This is a genomic window from Alkalicella caledoniensis, from assembly GCF_014467015.1.
In the GTDB taxonomy this organism is placed as follows: Bacteria; Bacillota; Proteinivoracia; order Proteinivoracales; family Proteinivoracaceae; genus Alkalicella; species Alkalicella caledoniensis.
Window position 1 is genome coordinate 1,958,665 of the sequence record NZ_CP058559.1, and the last position, 16,234, is coordinate 1,974,898.

Annotated in this window: 15 protein-coding genes; 14 read left to right on the forward strand and 1 reads right to left on the reverse strand. The window is 35.7% G+C overall.

The window, feature by feature from the left end; all coding sequences use genetic code 11:
• Nucleotides 1-192 precede the first annotated feature (192 nt).
• The 11 genes from HYG86_RS09785 to rlmH all read left to right on the forward strand — a co-directional run bounded on the left by HYG86_RS09785 (nucleotide 193) and on the right by rlmH (nucleotide 10,963).
• Nucleotides 193-1,074, forward strand: coding sequence for a peptidase MA family metallohydrolase (locus HYG86_RS09785; RefSeq protein ID WP_213165400.1), 882 nt, complete (start codon nucleotides 193-195; stop codon nucleotides 1,072-1,074).
• A gap of 14 nt (nucleotides 1,075-1,088) precedes the next feature.
• On the forward strand, nucleotides 1,089-1,778 hold the full coding sequence (locus tag HYG86_RS09790; protein WP_213165401.1) for a response regulator: 690 nt from the start codon (nucleotides 1,089-1,091) through the stop codon (nucleotides 1,776-1,778).
• 2 nt (nucleotides 1,779-1,780) lie between these two features.
• Nucleotides 1,781-3,550: an ATP-binding protein gene (locus tag HYG86_RS09795; RefSeq protein ID WP_213165402.1), complete on the forward strand. Its 1,770-nt coding sequence runs from the start codon at nucleotides 1,781-1,783 to the stop codon at nucleotides 3,548-3,550.
• Nucleotides 3,551-4,831 carry a two-component system activity regulator YycH gene (gene yycH / locus HYG86_RS09800; RefSeq protein ID WP_213165403.1) on the forward strand — a complete coding sequence of 427 codons (1,281 nt, stop codon included), beginning with the start codon at nucleotides 3,551-3,553 and terminating at the stop codon, nucleotides 4,829-4,831.
• 13 nt (nucleotides 4,832-4,844) lie between these two features.
• Nucleotides 4,845-5,690 (forward strand): two-component system regulatory protein YycI, encoded by an 846-nt coding sequence (yycI, locus tag HYG86_RS09805; RefSeq protein ID WP_213165404.1) that lies wholly within the window; start codon nucleotides 4,845-4,847, stop codon nucleotides 5,688-5,690.
• A gap of 120 nt (nucleotides 5,691-5,810) precedes the next feature.
• On the forward strand, nucleotides 5,811-7,070 hold the full coding sequence (locus HYG86_RS09810) for a UDP-N-acetylglucosamine 1-carboxyvinyltransferase (protein ID WP_213165405.1): 1,260 nt from the start codon (nucleotides 5,811-5,813) through the stop codon (nucleotides 7,068-7,070).
• A 210-nt stretch (nucleotides 7,071-7,280) separates the two neighbouring features.
• Nucleotides 7,281-8,069: an MBL fold metallo-hydrolase gene (locus HYG86_RS09815; protein ID WP_213165406.1), complete on the forward strand. Its 789-nt coding sequence runs from the start codon at nucleotides 7,281-7,283 to the stop codon at nucleotides 8,067-8,069.
• A gap of 43 nt (nucleotides 8,070-8,112) precedes the next feature.
• A complete protein-coding gene (locus tag HYG86_RS09820; RefSeq protein ID WP_213165407.1) occupies nucleotides 8,113-9,252 on the forward strand; it encodes a S1C family serine protease in 1,140 nt (379 codons plus the stop codon).
• Between the two features lie 82 nt (nucleotides 9,253-9,334).
• A complete protein-coding gene (locus HYG86_RS09825; protein WP_213165408.1) occupies nucleotides 9,335-10,213 on the forward strand; it encodes a phosphotransferase in 879 nt (292 codons plus the stop codon).
• A 99-nt stretch (nucleotides 10,214-10,312) separates the two neighbouring features.
• Entirely contained in the window at nucleotides 10,313-10,480 is a 168-nt protein-coding gene (locus HYG86_RS09830) for a CxxH/CxxC protein (RefSeq protein WP_213165409.1), read from the forward strand.
• Nucleotides 10,481-10,483: 3 nt separating this feature from the next.
• Nucleotides 10,484-10,963: a 23S rRNA (pseudouridine(1915)-N(3))-methyltransferase RlmH gene (rlmH, locus tag HYG86_RS09835; RefSeq protein WP_213165410.1), complete on the forward strand. Its 480-nt coding sequence runs from the start codon at nucleotides 10,484-10,486 to the stop codon at nucleotides 10,961-10,963.
• Nucleotides 10,964-11,301: 338 nt separating this feature from the next.
• On the opposite strand, the gene HYG86_RS09840 is transcribed toward rlmH, so the two are convergent.
• Nucleotides 11,302-13,044 (reverse strand): IS1634 family transposase, encoded by a 1,743-nt coding sequence (locus tag HYG86_RS09840; RefSeq protein WP_213165411.1) that lies wholly within the window; start codon nucleotides 13,042-13,044, stop codon nucleotides 11,302-11,304.
• 1,006 nt (nucleotides 13,045-14,050) lie between these two features.
• Here HYG86_RS09840 and HYG86_RS09845 point away from each other — a divergent pair.
• From HYG86_RS09845 to HYG86_RS09850, 3 genes are all read left to right on the forward strand, one after another.
• Entirely contained in the window at nucleotides 14,051-14,620 is a 570-nt protein-coding gene (locus HYG86_RS09845) for a GNAT family N-acetyltransferase (RefSeq protein ID WP_213165412.1), read from the forward strand.
• 242 nt (nucleotides 14,621-14,862) lie between these two features.
• Complete coding sequence (locus HYG86_RS18455) at nucleotides 14,863-14,976, forward strand: GNAT family N-acetyltransferase (protein ID WP_425489243.1); 114 nt, start codon at nucleotides 14,863-14,865, stop codon at nucleotides 14,974-14,976.
• 94 nt (nucleotides 14,977-15,070) lie between these two features.
• A complete protein-coding gene (locus HYG86_RS09850; RefSeq protein ID WP_213165413.1) occupies nucleotides 15,071-15,850 on the forward strand; it encodes an alpha/beta fold hydrolase in 780 nt (259 codons plus the stop codon).
• The last annotated feature ends 384 nt before the right edge of the window (nucleotides 15,851-16,234 follow it).

Below are 16,234 nucleotides of genomic sequence, written 5' to 3' on the forward strand. Positions count from 1 at the left end.
GTTAAATCGTAGGTTCTTATTTAAATGTTAACGATTTAAATAATATTAAAGGACTTTTTGAGGGTTTTGTGATAAAATTATTTTAAACAAAAAGCAAAATTGCTAACAATTGCTAACAAGGAAGAATAGTGTCATTTATGGGTTTGTGGTATAATGGGGTGTATTATGTAAACTAGAAATGGGGAGGGGAGTATGATGGCACAAGTACAAAGAACACGTAAATTTCCTATAATTTTAATTGGCATATTTTTTGTTTGTACGATAGTTTTATTTAACTGGCAAAATGTTAAAATAGTAGGGACAAGTGCCATGCGAGATGCCATGGCATCTTACCAGCGTAATGTTGCATACAAAGACTTTCTGTGGATATACGGGGAAGATGTAGATGTTGCTTACAAACAAGAGGATGAGGATTTTTCAGATTTTATACTACAGCTTTCTGAAGAAAGCTATGAGATTTTAAGAGAAAAATACGATTTTACTCCAGGAGTTAGGCCTCTAGTAGTTATATACCCAACCTATAAAGACCTACTAGACTCCCTAGGTTGGGATGAAAGTAACAAAGCATCTGGAGTATATCAAGCTGGGACCATAAAAATTGTTTCGCCAATTCAGTGGTACCCAATTGATGTAATAGAAGATATCAAAGAAATTTACAAGAATTTCGGGCCAATGCATCATGAGATGACACACCTATTTGTAGATTATATGGCAAATGGTAACTATCCTGATTGGTATACAGAGGGCTTAGCCCAAATTGAAGAACTAAAGTTATTAAATATCCAATGGATAGATGAAAATAACACTAACCCAGAAGAGCTATATGCATTTGATACTTTAAGAAAAGGGTTTTATAGTTTAGAAAATCAAGCTCTTGCTTATAGACAGTCTCTAACTATGGTGATTTATTTAGAAGAAACATACGGTGAAGAAATTAATTTCAATATACTAGATGGACTTGGAAAGGGAAACTCCTTTTCAACTAGTTTAACAAAAGCTACTGGAGTAACATGGGATGAGTTTGAAATAAACTATACCCTATGGATAAAAGAGAATTGGAACAAATTTTTTTAAGGAGGTAATTATAGATGGTAAAAATAATGGTTGTTGATGATGAAAAACCTATTGCTGATATAATTCAGTATAATCTTGAAAGGGAAGGATTTAAGGTTGTTGCTTGCTATGATGGTGAGAAAGCAGTTAAGACTGCATATGCTGAAAAGCCAGATTTGATCCTATTAGATGTGATGTTACCTAAAATAAATGGCTTTGATGCATGTAAGAAAATCAGAGAATTTACAAACTGCCCCATTATTATGCTAACAGCTAAAGAAGAAGAGAGAGATAAGGTTACTGGCCTTGAACAAGGGGCAGATGACTATGTAACAAAGCCCTTTGGTCATAAAGAACTGCAAGCAAGAATCAATGCCCATTTAAGAAGGTACAAGCTTATGGGAGGTCAGTCTGAGGAGCAAAATCCTAACACCCATCACGGCCTTGAGATTATTCCTGAAACATATGAGGTTAAACGTGATGGTGAAACAATAGAGCTTACTCAAAGGGAGTTTGATCTTTTAATGTTCCTTATACAAAACTCCGGGAAAGTATATTCAAGGGAGCAACTGCTTGAACTAGTATGGGGCTTTGATTACTATGGAGATGTTAGAACAGTGGATGTGACTATCCATAGACTTAGAGAAAAAATAGAAAAAAACCCCAGTAAAGCAGAATATATTTTAACGAAAAGGGGTTTTGGGTACTACTTTAGGAGGAATTAAGTATGGTTAAGTCCATACAGTATAAACTGATCCTTATATATGTACTTCTACTTTTATTTGCATTTCAGGTTCTAGGTGTATTTTTGATTCAATCCCTTGAGAATTATTACCTTGCGGAATTTAAAGATGGGATTAAGTCTCAAGGGCAGCTGCTATCAAGCTTTGTGTCTAGACACCTTTATGAAAAAGAGTATGATATTACCACCATAAACCAACTAGTGAGAGAGTTTAGTCAGCCCATTACAATGGCAGACATATATATTATTAGTAATTCAGGTATAGTTGTCAGTGCATCAAGGGGTAAAGAAAGATATGTAAACACTAGGGTTGTGCAACATGAAGTGACAAGGGCCATTATGGGCACCCCAGGTGAAGCAGTTAGACCTAACCCTGAAACAGGATCAAGGGACTACTTTTACGCTACGCCTGTTTTTTATGAACAAAGTCAGGTTGGAACAATTTATATAGTTGCATCCCTTATCAGTGTAGACAATACGTTAGCAAAAGTTAGAAATATCCTTATTATAGGGACTCTATCTACTATGTTGTTAACTGCTGCCCTTGGTATTTTTGTGGCCAAAACCATAACACAGCCAATTGAGGATGTTACCCAAAAGGCTGAGGCAATGGCAAAGGGTAATTACGAAGGCAAAATAGCTATTAAATCCGATGACGAGATTGGTCAGTTAGGTTCAGTGTTCAACTATTTAGCAGAAAAGCTTGAAGAATCAATAGGAGAAATATCTGATCAAAAGAATAAAACTGAAGCAATACTGCAAAATCTTACCGATGGAGTTGTTGCCTTTAATAAAGATGGTGACGTTATCCATCAAAATCCATTGATTGAGAAGCTTCTAGCTACTAAGGACAGTTCAAAGCTTAGGGAAATTCTCCTTTATGATGAAAAAAATCTTGCAGATCTATTAAAAAATGAAGATATTACACAAAAGCAACGAGAGGTAAACGGCAAAACGTTACTACTAAACTACGTTACTTTTTCAAGTGAGCACGGTAGCTCAGGGCTTATTGTAGTAGTTAATGATATAACCCAAAGAGAGCAACTTGAGTATATGAGAAGGCAGTTTGTTGCCGATGTATCCCATGAACTTCGTACACCCCTTACTAGCATAAAAAGTTATGTAGAGGCATTGCTAAACGGAGGTATAGAAGATAGGGAAATTAGTGAAAAATTCCTAAGAGTTGTGGAAGATGAAACTCAAAGAATGGTTCGCATGGTAAAAGACCTACTGATGATAACTAGGTTAGATTACAACAAAGAAAGTTGGCACTACGGAACAATTGATATGGAAGAGTTTTTTGAGTCATTAACTTTTAAAGTTCTACCACAGCTTGATGACAAGAATCAGATACTAACTAAAGACATAGAAAAAAACATCCCCATAATTAGAGGAGATATTGATAAATTACAGCAGCTATTTATTAACCTTTTGACTAACGCTAGCAAATATTCTCCAGAAGGAAATCAAATAAAGACTATTGTAAAAAGATATGGAAATGATAGCATATCTATTGTTGTAGAGGACAAAGGTATAGGAATTCCCAAGGAAGATCTCCCAAGAATATTTGAAAGATTTTATCGGGTGGATAAAGCTAGATCTAGAGAACTAGGTGGTACAGGTTTAGGATTGTCCATTGTAAAACAAGTGGTAGACGGGCACAGGGGGCACATTACCATAGACAGTGAAGAAGGAAAAGGTACCAGTGTGAAAGTAATTTTACCTATAGCCCCAGCTGTGGAGGAGGATGTATAAATGGGTAAAGAGAAAACAACGACCTTGATCCTGACAATAATGATATGTACTAGCATCTTGCTCTCTGGAATACTTTTATATGGTGTTTCAGATGGAATAAATGCACAGATGTTTGATTTTGAAGATATTTACTTTGGAAGAACTCCACAAATAAAAAATGTTTTGATACCTTGGCAAATAGTTGCTATAACAGGTGACGAGGAAATAATTATAATTCCTGGGAGCTCTGAGTTTTCAAAGGTAATGTATATATTAGAAGAAACAGACACTACTGTAGACAACATATACCAATGGCAGTTATCTGAACTGAGCCCAGAGTTATTTTTAAGTAAAGGTCTTTATCTAAATTACGGTACTGAGTACTTTGGAGATTATCTTGACTACGCACTACCAAAGATTCAAGACTATATTTATCCAACATCAGATGTCCATGGTTTATTTTTCGATATGGAGAACCAAACTTTATCAGTGATTGATAATTATAAGGGGCATGTTTGGACACATAAATTTAACTTCCCTTCGGTGGTATTACAGAGTCTTTTGGATGATGCAAAAAAAACACAGAATCTTAGGATGGAGTTATTGAGCTTAGAACAATCCAATGGGTTAATATTTGTACCAAAAGATAGATTTGAAATTGCACCACTACTAGTAGCAGAGGATAATGTTGAACTAGACAAAATACGAAAATCTTTTTTTAATGATTTAGTGTCTAGGAAAATAGAAGAGAGAGATGGGACAGTAATTTACACCGATGGTATAAATAGTGGGCTTCGGATTTTTGGAAAAAATGTTTATGAGTACTACTCGTACTTGGAAATATCATCTCCAACAATTGTAAGCTCAGAATCCAGTCTAAAAGATGCGGTGGATTTTATTTCTAAGCATGGTGGTTGGCCAAGTACAGCCTATCTAGTGGAATACAGATTTAATGACCCTGTTTACTCAGACTACACCCTTGGTTTTTCTTACTACGGAAATGGTTATCCTATTCTGTCAACAAAGTATCCATTAGAGGTAAACATCCGAGGAGGAAAAGTTTTAGGCTACTATAGAAATATCCATCACATTCGTGGTCTAGATAACGAAGGAACTTTGGAAGTTATAAGTTATGACAGAATTTTAAGGAACCATGTTAAAGAAGGGGAGACTATCCAAAGGATGTATCTTGCCTATAGCCTGGTGGAAGATAAAACAGAAACATTAAGTCCAATATGGGTTATAGAATTAGAAGAACGTATTATATATGTTAACGCATATACAGGAGAAGTAATGAGGTAAAGGAGGCTAATGGATGGACTGGTCTAAAACTAAAACAATTTTCATCATTGCCTTCGCAGTGCTAAATATTTTTCTGGCGTTGCAAATATGGGTGTTTCCCCACGGCACAGAGGGACATGTAACACAAGGGGAAATACAAATGATAAGAGAACAATTAGAAAATCAAAATATCGATATAGATACAAGTATACCCGATAGGGTTTTTCCAAAAAAAATGCTTACAACAACCACACCTAACATTGTAAATAAAAATCTAAGGAATGCTTTTTTTGCTGAAAATGAAAAAGTGACGGAGAAAATTGAGAACGGGGATTATAACGTTTTTTCCACTCACAGTTCTATGTCAGTTTCAGCAGAAGGAAAAATTATCTATATATCTGAGTCCAGTGGTCCAAATATACTGACACTAAATGAACAAAACGCCCTATCCATTGCTGAGTCATTTTCAAAACAAACTCTCGCCTTACCTTCAGATGCAAAGGTGCATGGCATAAAGAAAATAAATCAAGACACCTATTTAGTAGAGTATTACCAAGTTTATAAAAGAAACAGAGTAGATGCTTCTTATATAAAAGTAACAGTTTCATCAAGGGGTGTAACAAAGTACGAAAGGTATTGGGTAGAACCCGTTTCATTTAGTGGTAATGAATATTTAATAATACCCTCTACCGGTGCATTGATGAGATTTACAGATTTTTATCAAGGGAAGGGAACCATAACAGAACTATTTCTGTCTTATTATAGTGAGCCACTTAAAGCAGGTCAGTGGCAGATGGTTCCTGTATGGGTTGTGGAAGTGGATGATTTGAACTATTATTACCTTAATGCTTATACAGGGGAACTAGAAGGAATAAGATAATATGTAAAGGTTTTAAGTAATTTAAGTAATTTAAGGAAATTAAGAAATGGAAGCAGGAATTTATTCATTTTTGTTGAATAAACTAAAGTATGTTGAAAAATGCACTGGGAGGATAAACCATTGGAAAAATTATTGGTAAAAGGTAAACAGAAGTTGATGGGACAAGTTAAAATCAGTGGCGCAAAAAATGCTGCTGTTGCCATATTACCTGCAACCATTGTTGCAGGAGCTCCATGTACTATTGAAAATCTACCGAACATTAGTGATGTAAAAGTATTAACAGAGATGCTAGCTGAATTAGGGGCTAAAATCACGTGGCACGATGAGCATACAGTCACCATAGACCCTACAACCACTAATACGTTTCATGCTCCATATAAGCTTGCAAAAAAGCTAAGGGCTTCTTATTATCTAATGGGAGCTTTACTTGCCAGATTTAAAATGTCAAAGGTTGCACTCCCAGGTGGTTGTCAAATTGGGCCAAGACCCATGGACCAACATCTGAAAGGCTTTGAAGCTGTAGGTGCACAAGTGACTATTGCCTCTGGAGAAGTAGACCTTAAAGCTAATGAGTTCTGTGGAGGCTCGGTCTACATGGACATAGTGACAGTTGGGGCAACTATAAATACAATGCTTGCTGCTTCAAGGTGTCCAAACTTAACAATTATTGAAAATGCTGCTAAAGAGCCAGAAGTAGTGGATGTGGCTAACTTCCTAAATGCTATTGGTGTGACAGTAAAAGGTGCAGGAACTGATATCATAAAAATTCAAGGTTCAGAGGAGTTACATGGATGTGTTCATAGCGTTATTCCTGACCGCATCGAAGCTGGAACTTTTATGGTTGCAGCAGCTGCAACTAATGGGAATGTTAAAGTTTGTGAAGTTATACCGAAACACTTAGAACCCATAACTGCAAAGCTTAGGGAGGCTGGGGTTGAAGTTGAAGAGGGAGATGACTACATTCATATAAAGGCAGAAAATAAAAGGCCTATACCTATAGATGTAAAGACATTCCCATATCCAGGATACCCCACAGACCTACAACAACCTATGATGGCATTTTTAAGTAGGTGCGCAGGAGCAAGCCTTATAACAGAGAATATTTTTGAGAATCGTTTCCAACATGTTGATGAGTTAAACAGAATGGGTGCCAATATAAAGGTTGAAGGAAGAACAGCAATTATTGAAGGTGTTGAAAATCTACAAGGAGCAGAAGTGAAGGCAACGGATCTTCGCGCAGGTTCTGCTTTAGTTATTGCTGGGCTTATGGCAGAGGGGATAACTAAAATATCCGATGTCAGCCATATAAAACGGGGCTACGAAAACATCGATAAGAAGTTTGCTTCACTAGGAGTAGACATAAGCTATATCGAAGAATAAGTTAGGTGAAGGGAATCTTTGCTCCCTTCACCTTTTTTATCTTAAATAAAGGCTATATAGAGAATATTAAGCACTATAGATTCCGACCTATCAATAATAAAAACTGTAAACAAAATGTAAAAAATGAGTGAGAAATAATCAACAGAACTTTAATTTTACTAGACGAATATGTATAATAAATATAGCGAGCTAATGGAGAGGAAGAATTTGATGAAATTATTTTCCGTGGCCAGTGGCAGTAGTGGAAATTGCATCTACTACTCCGATGGAGAAACTGACATACTTGTTGATGCAGGATTAAGTGGTAAAAAAATTCAATTGGGCCTAGATCAATTTGGAGTAGATCCTAAAGGGTTAAAGGGAATCCTTGTTACCCATGAACATAACGATCACATCATAGGTGTAGGAATAATGGCGCGAAGGTTTAAACTACCTATTTATTTAACAGAGAGAACATATTTAGCTTGTAAAGATTCCTTAGGGAAGATAGACAATAACCTCATAAATCATTTTGATGTGGGAGAGAAATTTGATATAGGTAATATGAAGGTAGAAGCCTTTTCCACATATCACGACGCTGTTGACCCAGTAGGCTTTACAATAACAAGCAAAGAACAAAAACTTGGCTTTCTAACAGATACTGGAATAGTTGACCAAAGGGTAATGGAAACAATATATAACTCAGATATACTGCTTATTGAATCTAACCATGATGAGAAAATGGTTGAAACGGGTCCTTATCCTTGGGGACTAAAAAAGCGGATATTAGGGGAGAAGGGCCACTTATCAAATACAGTGGCTGGGGAAGTATTAGTTGAGGTACTCAAAGGAAAAACTAAGAAGGTCCTTTTAGCCCACTTAAGTGAAGAGAATAATTTTCCTCAGTTGGCTAAAATAACAGTGGAAACAATTTTAGCTAAAGCTCAGATAGCAGTAGGTCAAGATGTTCAATTAGATATACTTCCTAGAAAAGAAGTTTCACCTTTAATTCAGTTATAATTTTAATTTCTGTGCAATAAAAATAAATGGAAGGAGGAGTAGTATGGATTACTTTGAGTATTATTACAAACCCAAAAGACCCAGCCTATCCTTAATAATAGTCATAGCACTAATTTCTTCTATTATAGGGGGAGCCATTGCCCTAACTTTTTTTGCACCCCAGCAGCAAACCCTTCCACCAACTTCAAATGGAGATTTAATCCCTCCAGCAAGGGATACGGACGAAGATTTTCAGTGGGAAGCATTGGAGTATCAGAAGACACCAGTTGTACAGGCGGTACAAAAGGTGAGTCCGGCAGTTGTTGGGATAAGCACCTTTGCAAATCGCAGAGATATGTTTAGGGGTACGGAGCAAATGGTCCAAAGGGGTGTGGGAAGTGGAGTCATAATTGAATCAAACGGTTATATAGTGACAAATTACCACGTAATAGAAGAAGGAGAAATATTTGTTGTTACACTAGATAGTGGTGAAGAGATTGAAGCAGAGGTCATTGGCTCAGATCCTGGAACAGACCTAGCTGTACTTAAGATAGACAAAACAGGCTTGCCTTCAGCAGAACTAGGTGACTCTGATAAACTGGTTGTAGGCGAAACTGCCATAGCCATAGGAAACCCTACAGGACTAGATCTGCAGCAATCTGTTGCTGTGGGAGTCGTAAGTGCCACGGACAGATCCCTTGAGATATACGAATGGATTTTTTCCCTTATACAAACTGATGCAGCCATAAACCCAGGCAACAGTGGTGGCCCTTTGGTAAACGCAGTAGGTCAGGTTGTTGGTATTAACAGTGTAAAAATCTCAAATGCAGAGGGGTTAGGATTTGCCATACCCAGTAATATAGTTAGAAATGTTGTAAATGAGATAATAAGAAGTGGTGAAGTTACTAGGCCAATGATTGGTATAGTTATTAACGAAATCAATCAGACCTTGGCAAGGCAATATGACTTGCCTGTTGACCATGGACTTTATATAGTAGAAGTTGCAGACAATAGCCCTGCTCATTTAGGTGGAATCCAAAGCAACGACATAATAACCCATGCAGATGGTAAAGAAATTAATAGCTTAAGGGATTTCAGAATGATAATGGTAAGAAAGCAAGCAGGTCAATCAGTAGAGATAACGGTGGTAAGAGGTGACGAAACCTTAGAGTTTACAATAACACTGGCAGATATGAATAACTAGCAAATTAGCAGCAGGGAGAGAACTCCTTGCTGCTAATTTTTGAAGAAGGGTCTTTTAAATCTAGTTAAAGGGAGGAGAGTAAATGAATATTCAGATGGACCTTGATCTAGAAGTTAGTTCGCATATAGAAAAAAGATGGGGTAACATAACCTCATTAAAGAAGTTAGATGGAATTAAAAGCCAAGGTGGCTGTTATAGAGCAAAGCATAAGAGTGGTTCCGTGATTGTTAAATCCATGGAAGTTCAATCAGAGTACCAATTCTACAAAATGTTTAGTAAAAAACTCATTGACAACGGAGTCAACATCCCTGAGATATACTTTGCCCACCAAGGGAAAAAGAAATATTGGATAGTGATAGAAGATATACTAAACACCTTACCTAAAGATAGGTGGTACGGGGATGAGTCACTTCTGGAAGTACTATGTAATTTACATTGTTTTACGTGGGGAAGACCCCTTATACTAACTGATAACTACAAACCCAGTTGGAGTGATTGTTTAAGTGAAAAGGTTTCAGAACTATATAAAAGTGACTATAACAAGGCACTTAAACATCTTTTACGGGTGCAAAAAGTGTCTCAAACTGTTTTTCAACCAACTTGCTGGATAAATGGAGATACTAATCCGACTAACTGGGGAGTAAGGGATAATGGAGACCTAGTGCTGTTTGACTGGGAAAGAATATGCTATGCATCTCCTGCAATTGACCTCGCAATTACAATACCAGGGCTAGGGACAACAGATTACTCTTTGGAAAGAAAAATAGCTGAAACATATATTAAACTTTTTGCTAAAAAAGACTTGGACTTTTTATTCAAAATCGATGAACTTGTAGAACAGATTATATTAGCTAAAATTTGGAGCGCAGTAGAATTTCTAGCCTATAATCACAAGCTTTTAGAACAGAATCAATTGGAGACACTGCTAACTGAATTGCTTACAAAGCTAAAGAAATTCTAAATAACTAATTAATTTATTAAAAATTGGCAGGGTTTAGGATATATTTGACGAAATAATAAATACTAAACCTAAAAGGAATATATTATGGAGTTGATATAAATGTTTGTAGTATGTAGAGAACATCTTGATGATGCAATAGAAGAATTTGTGGATGTATATGAACAACCACCGGATTTGTACGAGCTTGAGAAAGTGACGTTTACTGACTGGGCTCAACCAAGTCATTGCAGCTACTGTGTAAAACCACCAAGGTACTTGGTGGTATAAGTCATGCAAATAGATATCGTAGCAGTTGGTAAAATCAAAGAAAAGTATATAAACCTAGGTATAGCAGAATTCACAAAAAGATTATCCAGCTACTGTAAACTAAGCATAGTAGAAATTGGAGATAACCCTACACCCGATAACGCATCCCCAGCAGAAGAACTGATTATTAAAGAAAAAGAAGGGGATAAAATTTTATCTAAAATAAAAGACCAATCCCACGTAATTGCCTTGGCTATCCAAGGCAATATGTATTCATCAGAGGATTTAGCAAACAAGCTGGACAAGCTAGCTCTATCTGGCAATAGCCATATAACATTTGTCATAGGGGGATCCCTTGGCTTAAGTGATGTAGTATTAAAAAGGGCGAACACACTAATGAGCTTCTCTAAAATGACATTCCCTCATCAACTGATGAGGCTTATTTTGCTAGAGCAGGTTTATAGAGGTTTTAGGATAAATAGGGGTGAACCGTACCATAAATGACGGGGGTTCTAATTAACGGATATGAGAAGGGTTAACATATTAAATTGTTAGCCCTTTATGATGTCTATAAGTATTTCAACCCATAGGAAATTCTAGAGTAGGAGTTTCCACCTAAATAGAGAAGTAGTATTGGAAGATATATGTTTATATATAGAAAAGAGCATGGTGATTGTACAAGGAAAAGGGGATGGTGATAAGTTTACCTGTTAACAATGAATTAGTCTTAATTGACAACATTATCCCACGTTTGACACTTGATGATTAAAAAAAGCCTGTAATCCCTTGAAAATAAAGGGTTTGTAGGCTTTAATTTTTGTCAAAAAAGTGAATAATGTTTTTTACTTCTTTGTATCTTTTAGAATCTTTTTCATCTTGCTTTTTGTTACAATTTGGTAGTCTGTGCGAAAGTCAAAGGCTTCATGTAAAGCATCGGTAAAATCGGTTCTAGTATATAAGGGCTCATATCCTTCTCCCTTAATTTCTTTGAAATTCATATCTCTTAATTCACTAATAATTTCATGACAGGTAAATTCCTCTTTAAGTCGCTTTTCTAGCATTCTATAGATGACTAAAGATATAAAGCATGTGCTGAAATGTGCTTCAATACGGTCATCTTTTTTTAAGAATACAGGTCTTGCTTTGAATTCACTTTTCATAATCCTAAAGCATTCCTCGATTTCCCATCTCCTGTGATTTACCTTAATTATTTCAGGTACATCATCCTCAAGATTTGTACAAACTCCATAAAAACCATCAAAAGCTTCTTCTTTTTGGATGATAGCTTGATCAATGCTGTATATTTCTTTCTTTGCAATTTCACCATCAGGAGTATAGCTCGTTTTATGAATAAATCTTTTGTAATCGTTAGCATTACATTTCTTGATTTTTGTCGGGTTTGTATCTATAGTCTTTTGAGCACGTTCTATTTGTGAGTTGCGGATTTTGCGCTGATAATCCCTGTATTTGATCGAATAAGTTACAATCAATCTTTGTTCAAAGCCATTTTCTTTGATCCAACGTTCTTTGAAATAGACCTTTGCACTTATTTTTGCTTTATCTTCAGGAGTAGCCTTATCTATCATTTCATCGAGTTCAGAAATATCATAGTTTTTTTTGCTGCCTGGAAGTTTCCAGCCATCAGGATCAAGAGCCCATTTCTTCAGGTGTGCTTTTAATTTTTTAATAGATTGTGTGGTAATAAAAGCTCGACCATCCTTGTCGTTAAACTTTCGATTAGCTTCTGAAGCCAACCCAGCATCTGTGCACACGATAAATTTAGAAAGCTCAAAATCAGAAACGATTTTCTTTTCCAATGGTTTTAGAGTCAGTTGCTCATTCATATTCCCCCTGTTAATGCTAAAAGCCAGAGGAATGCCATCCCCGTCCATGAATAGCCCCATTTGGACTATCGGGTTTGGTCTGTGTTCTTTTGACGGACCATACTGCTTTATACCATCTCCCTGCTCTATTTCAAAAAAGTAATTGGTGCAATCATAGTAAAGAACGCCGGTATTTCTTTTGGAGACCTTCAAGCTATTTTTGTACAAGGAGGACTGGATAAAGTCTGTCTCCTTAGCAAGAATTTCAAGAGCTCTGTATATTTGATGCAAATCATATTTGGGTTGTTCTATAAACTTTTTAGAAAGCTCATATGTAGCAAGTTTTGAAGAAGGGAAGATAATTCTACCGTAAATAAGCCTGGAAAGAATCGAGTCTAAATCAAAATCAAACTTATATTTTTGTGATATTTCCATACAAATCTTGTGTAGCCCAAGATCATGATATATTTTTTGCAGGAATAGGTAACCGCCGTTAAACAAGCGTGGTTCACCTTTATCAATAAGTTTTGAGGGGGAGTACTTTACAAGAACTTCCCTTTTTTCTTCCTTTTCTTTTTTGTTAAGTTCTTCTACGTAATTTTTTGCCCATTCTATGGGATCTTGGTCGATTAATTTTTTTTCTAAATCAGCAACGGTACCGAGCTTTTCAACAACTTTAGAAGAGCGCTTTCCATTTTCGTAAATAGACTTAACCACATATAAAGATGCGGCATTTTTTGAACTAACAATTTGTAGTCTCATTTTTTTACACCACCCTTACAAACAACTACTTATATCATAACACATTGTTAAACATTGTGCACTAAAAATATGTAAAGTTTGACAAAAAAATAAGCCTATATTAAGGCTTACAAGAACTTTTCATCTATTCAACTGTCAAAGACCCGGGTTCTAATTAACGGATATGAGAAGGGTTAACATATTAAATTGTTAGCCCTTTATGATGTCTATAAGTATTTCAACCCATAGGAAATTCTAGAGTAGGAGTTTCCACCTAAATAGAGAAGTAGTATTGGAAGATATATGTTTATATATAGAAAAGAGCATGGTGATTGTACAAGGAAAAGGGGATGGTGATAAGTTTACCTGTTAACAATGAATTAGTCTTAATTGACAACATTATCCATACAGGGTAATATTAGTATTGAAAGACTGCATGAGGAGTGAATTTTTTATGGTTAACTACTATGATTCTACGGTTGGTTTAGCTTACTAAGGGAGTAGTCTGCCCTTTTTTAAGTCTAGATCAATTGAATAGTATCAAGTAGTTAAGAAAATAACTCTTCCATCATAAAAGAGAAGGTGTATTGTATCTATTACAGCAATAACTTTTTGTACACCTAAACATGTTTTGTAATCCTATAAATTAAAGGAAAGAGGATAGTTATTATTCTTTTTCCTTTTTTGATTTGTAAAGGTTTCCTTAACTACTAATGTGAAGGAAGCTTTTTTATATAAAAGGAGTGATAACATGTATTTATAGGCATTAAGGATCGAGGCGTAATTGACCAAGGTAAGTATGCAGATATTGTAATCTTTGACCCTGAAAGGATTATAGATAAAGCAACTTATGAGAATCCTGCAAGATACCCAGAAGGGATAGAACTTGTATTGGTTAATGGGCAAAAGCAGTTTGTTGATGGGCAGTATAGGGTAATAAGATTGGAAGAATCATAAAAAATGACAAATCTAAAGTTAAGTAATAAAGACCTCTTTAAAACAGGATTATTAACAAGGAGTGGAGAAAATGGTACATTTTAAAAAGCTTGTAGGAGAAAAATGCTATTTGTCACCAGTAGATGATAGCCAAGCAGAAAAAGTAGGGGTGTGGAGCAATGATATAGAGGTAGCCATTAGGACTGGTGACGTAACGGATATGATAACTTATGACCAACAAAAAAAATACCTAGAAGGTATGAATAACAGTAGAAGTTATGCTTTCTTTATCATAAGGCAAGAGGAAGGTGAGGTCATTGGAATCGCAAGATTGATGAGGGTAGATTTAATAAACAGAAAAGCTCTAATGGGTATGTTTATTGGTGAAAGAGGTAACAGGAGTAAGGGTATAGGAACGGAAGCAACGAATCTATTACTAGACTTTGGCTTTAACATTCTTAATCTAAGGAATATAATGATAGAGACATTTTCCTTTAATGAACCTGCCATAAGAACACTAAAAAAGGTGGGTTTTAAAGAAATAGGTAGAAGAAGAAAAAGTATAATATACGGTAAAAATGAATATGATGAAATTTTGATGGATATGCTTAGTGATGAGTTTCAAGATTCCAGAATTGAGGGGATACTAGATAACAAATAAAAATATTATAAATAAACCACTTGACTCTGCCCCTAGGGCAGAGTTTGTTTTAAACTAGAGGTGGTTTTATAAATACAAAGGAAGTATGTATATATAGTACCCTGCACAGCTTGTATAATTAACAGAATGTTAATATCTCCAGAGGAGGAAAGTCATTCTAAAAATAGAAATTTAATTATTAATATTACTTAAAAAAGCCATTACTAGCACAACAAAAAGCTAACACAATCAGCTCCATATAACTGTTTTATGAAGCAAAAGAGAGAGGCATTAAAAGGTTATTGGCAGATATTTCATCTGAGAATACCAGTAGTATAAAATTTCATGAGAAAAATGGGTTTGCTGAGCATGATTAGATACCAAATATAGGAAAAAAGTTTAATAGTATTTTAGCGTTGTGTAAATGGGAAAGGAAGTGTTATGTTAATGAAGGATTTAGGAGGGTCAAAGATGAATTTAAGAAAGTACGGAGAAAAAGCTTATAAGGTAGCTGTGATTCATGGGGGGCCAGGTGCTGCGGGAAGCGTAAAGCCTATATGTGAGGAGCTTTCTAAGTTTTGTGGCATATTGGAACCCCTTCAAACTGAAATGTCAGTAGAAGGACAGCTCATTGAGTTAAAAGGAATACTAGAAGAGAACACCGAGGAGCCGATAATTTTAATTGGTCATTCTTGGGGAGCTATGTTGGTTTACATGTTTGCAGCAAAATACAATCATTTAGTTAAAAAAGTTATTCTTATAGCAAGTGGGTCTATTGAAGAAAAGTATTACAAAGATTTACAGGAGAATAGAGAAAATAAGCTCACAGAAGATGAGAAGATTGAGCTAAAGAGATTACAACAGATTTTCTCTAATCCCCTTGGCCATGACATGAATAGGGTGTTTGCAAAGTTTGGAGCACTTATGGAGAAACTTGACAGCTACGCCCCATTAGAAGTCTCTAATGACGATAGTCTATATAACTACGAAATATTTACAAAAGTGTGGCCTGAAGCTCATGCTCTGAGGAAAAGTGGATCTATGTATGAAATGGGAAAGGATATAAAATGTGAAGTCGTTGCTATTCATGGGGATTATGATTCTCATCCAGCTTATGGCATTAAAGCATCTTTAGAAAAGATAATCCCTAATTTTAAGTTTTATAAATTAGAAAACTGTGGTCATAGTCCTTGGACTGAAAGTTATGCCAAAGATGAGTTCTATAGAATTCTAAAAGATGAGATTTTATAGAAGCAGATTCTGTGATTCAATTATATAGTGTTATATTGCAAGTAAACATAGGACTGCCCTCGCTAGGTCTCCCTAAGGTCTATTCAAGCAAAATAGGCTTCAAGAGTAATTCTAAAATAATAAATATTTAGCCGGAGGGATATCATGATCAAAACGTCCTGTTTTTCGCCCCTTCTTCCGTTTAGCTATTCAGCTCTTAAGTCTAACTCCTCGAATTAATTGTACAGCTTTTTAATATACACATCTAGGGTCAATGACTTTGTCTGAGGTTTGTCTACAAGCTGAAAGGACTAACAATAATTCAATTGTTAGTCCTTCTGCTATTTAGAAAGGGTTGTCCTATCACACTAGGAATATATAGTATAACCGCACCACAATGACATG

Excerpts from the sequence above, each read along its gene's own strand:
- HYG86_RS09840 (WP_213165411.1), bottom strand. The coding sequence starts at position 13,044 with ATGAGACTACAAATTGTTAGTTCAAAAAATGCCGCATCTTTATATGTG.
- yycI (WP_213165404.1), top strand. The coding sequence starts at position 4,845 with ATGGACTGGTCTAAAACTAAAACAATTTTCATCATTGCCTTCGCAGTG.
- HYG86_RS09795 (WP_213165402.1), top strand. The coding sequence starts at position 1,781 with ATGGTTAAGTCCATACAGTATAAACTGATCCTTATATATGTACTTCTA.
- HYG86_RS09815 (WP_213165406.1), top strand. The coding sequence starts at position 7,281 with ATGAAATTATTTTCCGTGGCCAGTGGCAGTAGTGGAAATTGCATCTAC.
- HYG86_RS09850 (WP_213165413.1), top strand. The coding sequence starts at position 15,071 with ATGAATTTAAGAAAGTACGGAGAAAAAGCTTATAAGGTAGCTGTGATT.
- rlmH (WP_213165410.1), top strand. The coding sequence starts at position 10,484 with ATGCAAATAGATATCGTAGCAGTTGGTAAAATCAAAGAAAAGTATATA.
- HYG86_RS09825 (WP_213165408.1), top strand. The coding sequence starts at position 9,335 with ATGAATATTCAGATGGACCTTGATCTAGAAGTTAGTTCGCATATAGAA.
- yycH (WP_213165403.1), top strand. The coding sequence starts at position 3,551 with ATGGGTAAAGAGAAAACAACGACCTTGATCCTGACAATAATGATATGT.
- HYG86_RS09820 (WP_213165407.1), top strand. The coding sequence starts at position 8,113 with ATGGATTACTTTGAGTATTATTACAAACCCAAAAGACCCAGCCTATCC.
- HYG86_RS09785 (WP_213165400.1), top strand. The coding sequence starts at position 193 with ATGATGGCACAAGTACAAAGAACACGTAAATTTCCTATAATTTTAATT.
- HYG86_RS09845 (WP_213165412.1), top strand. The coding sequence starts at position 14,051 with ATGGTACATTTTAAAAAGCTTGTAGGAGAAAAATGCTATTTGTCACCA.
- HYG86_RS09830 (WP_213165409.1), top strand. The coding sequence starts at position 10,313 with ATGTTTGTAGTATGTAGAGAACATCTTGATGATGCAATAGAAGAATTT.
- HYG86_RS09790 (WP_213165401.1), top strand. The coding sequence starts at position 1,089 with ATGGTAAAAATAATGGTTGTTGATGATGAAAAACCTATTGCTGATATA.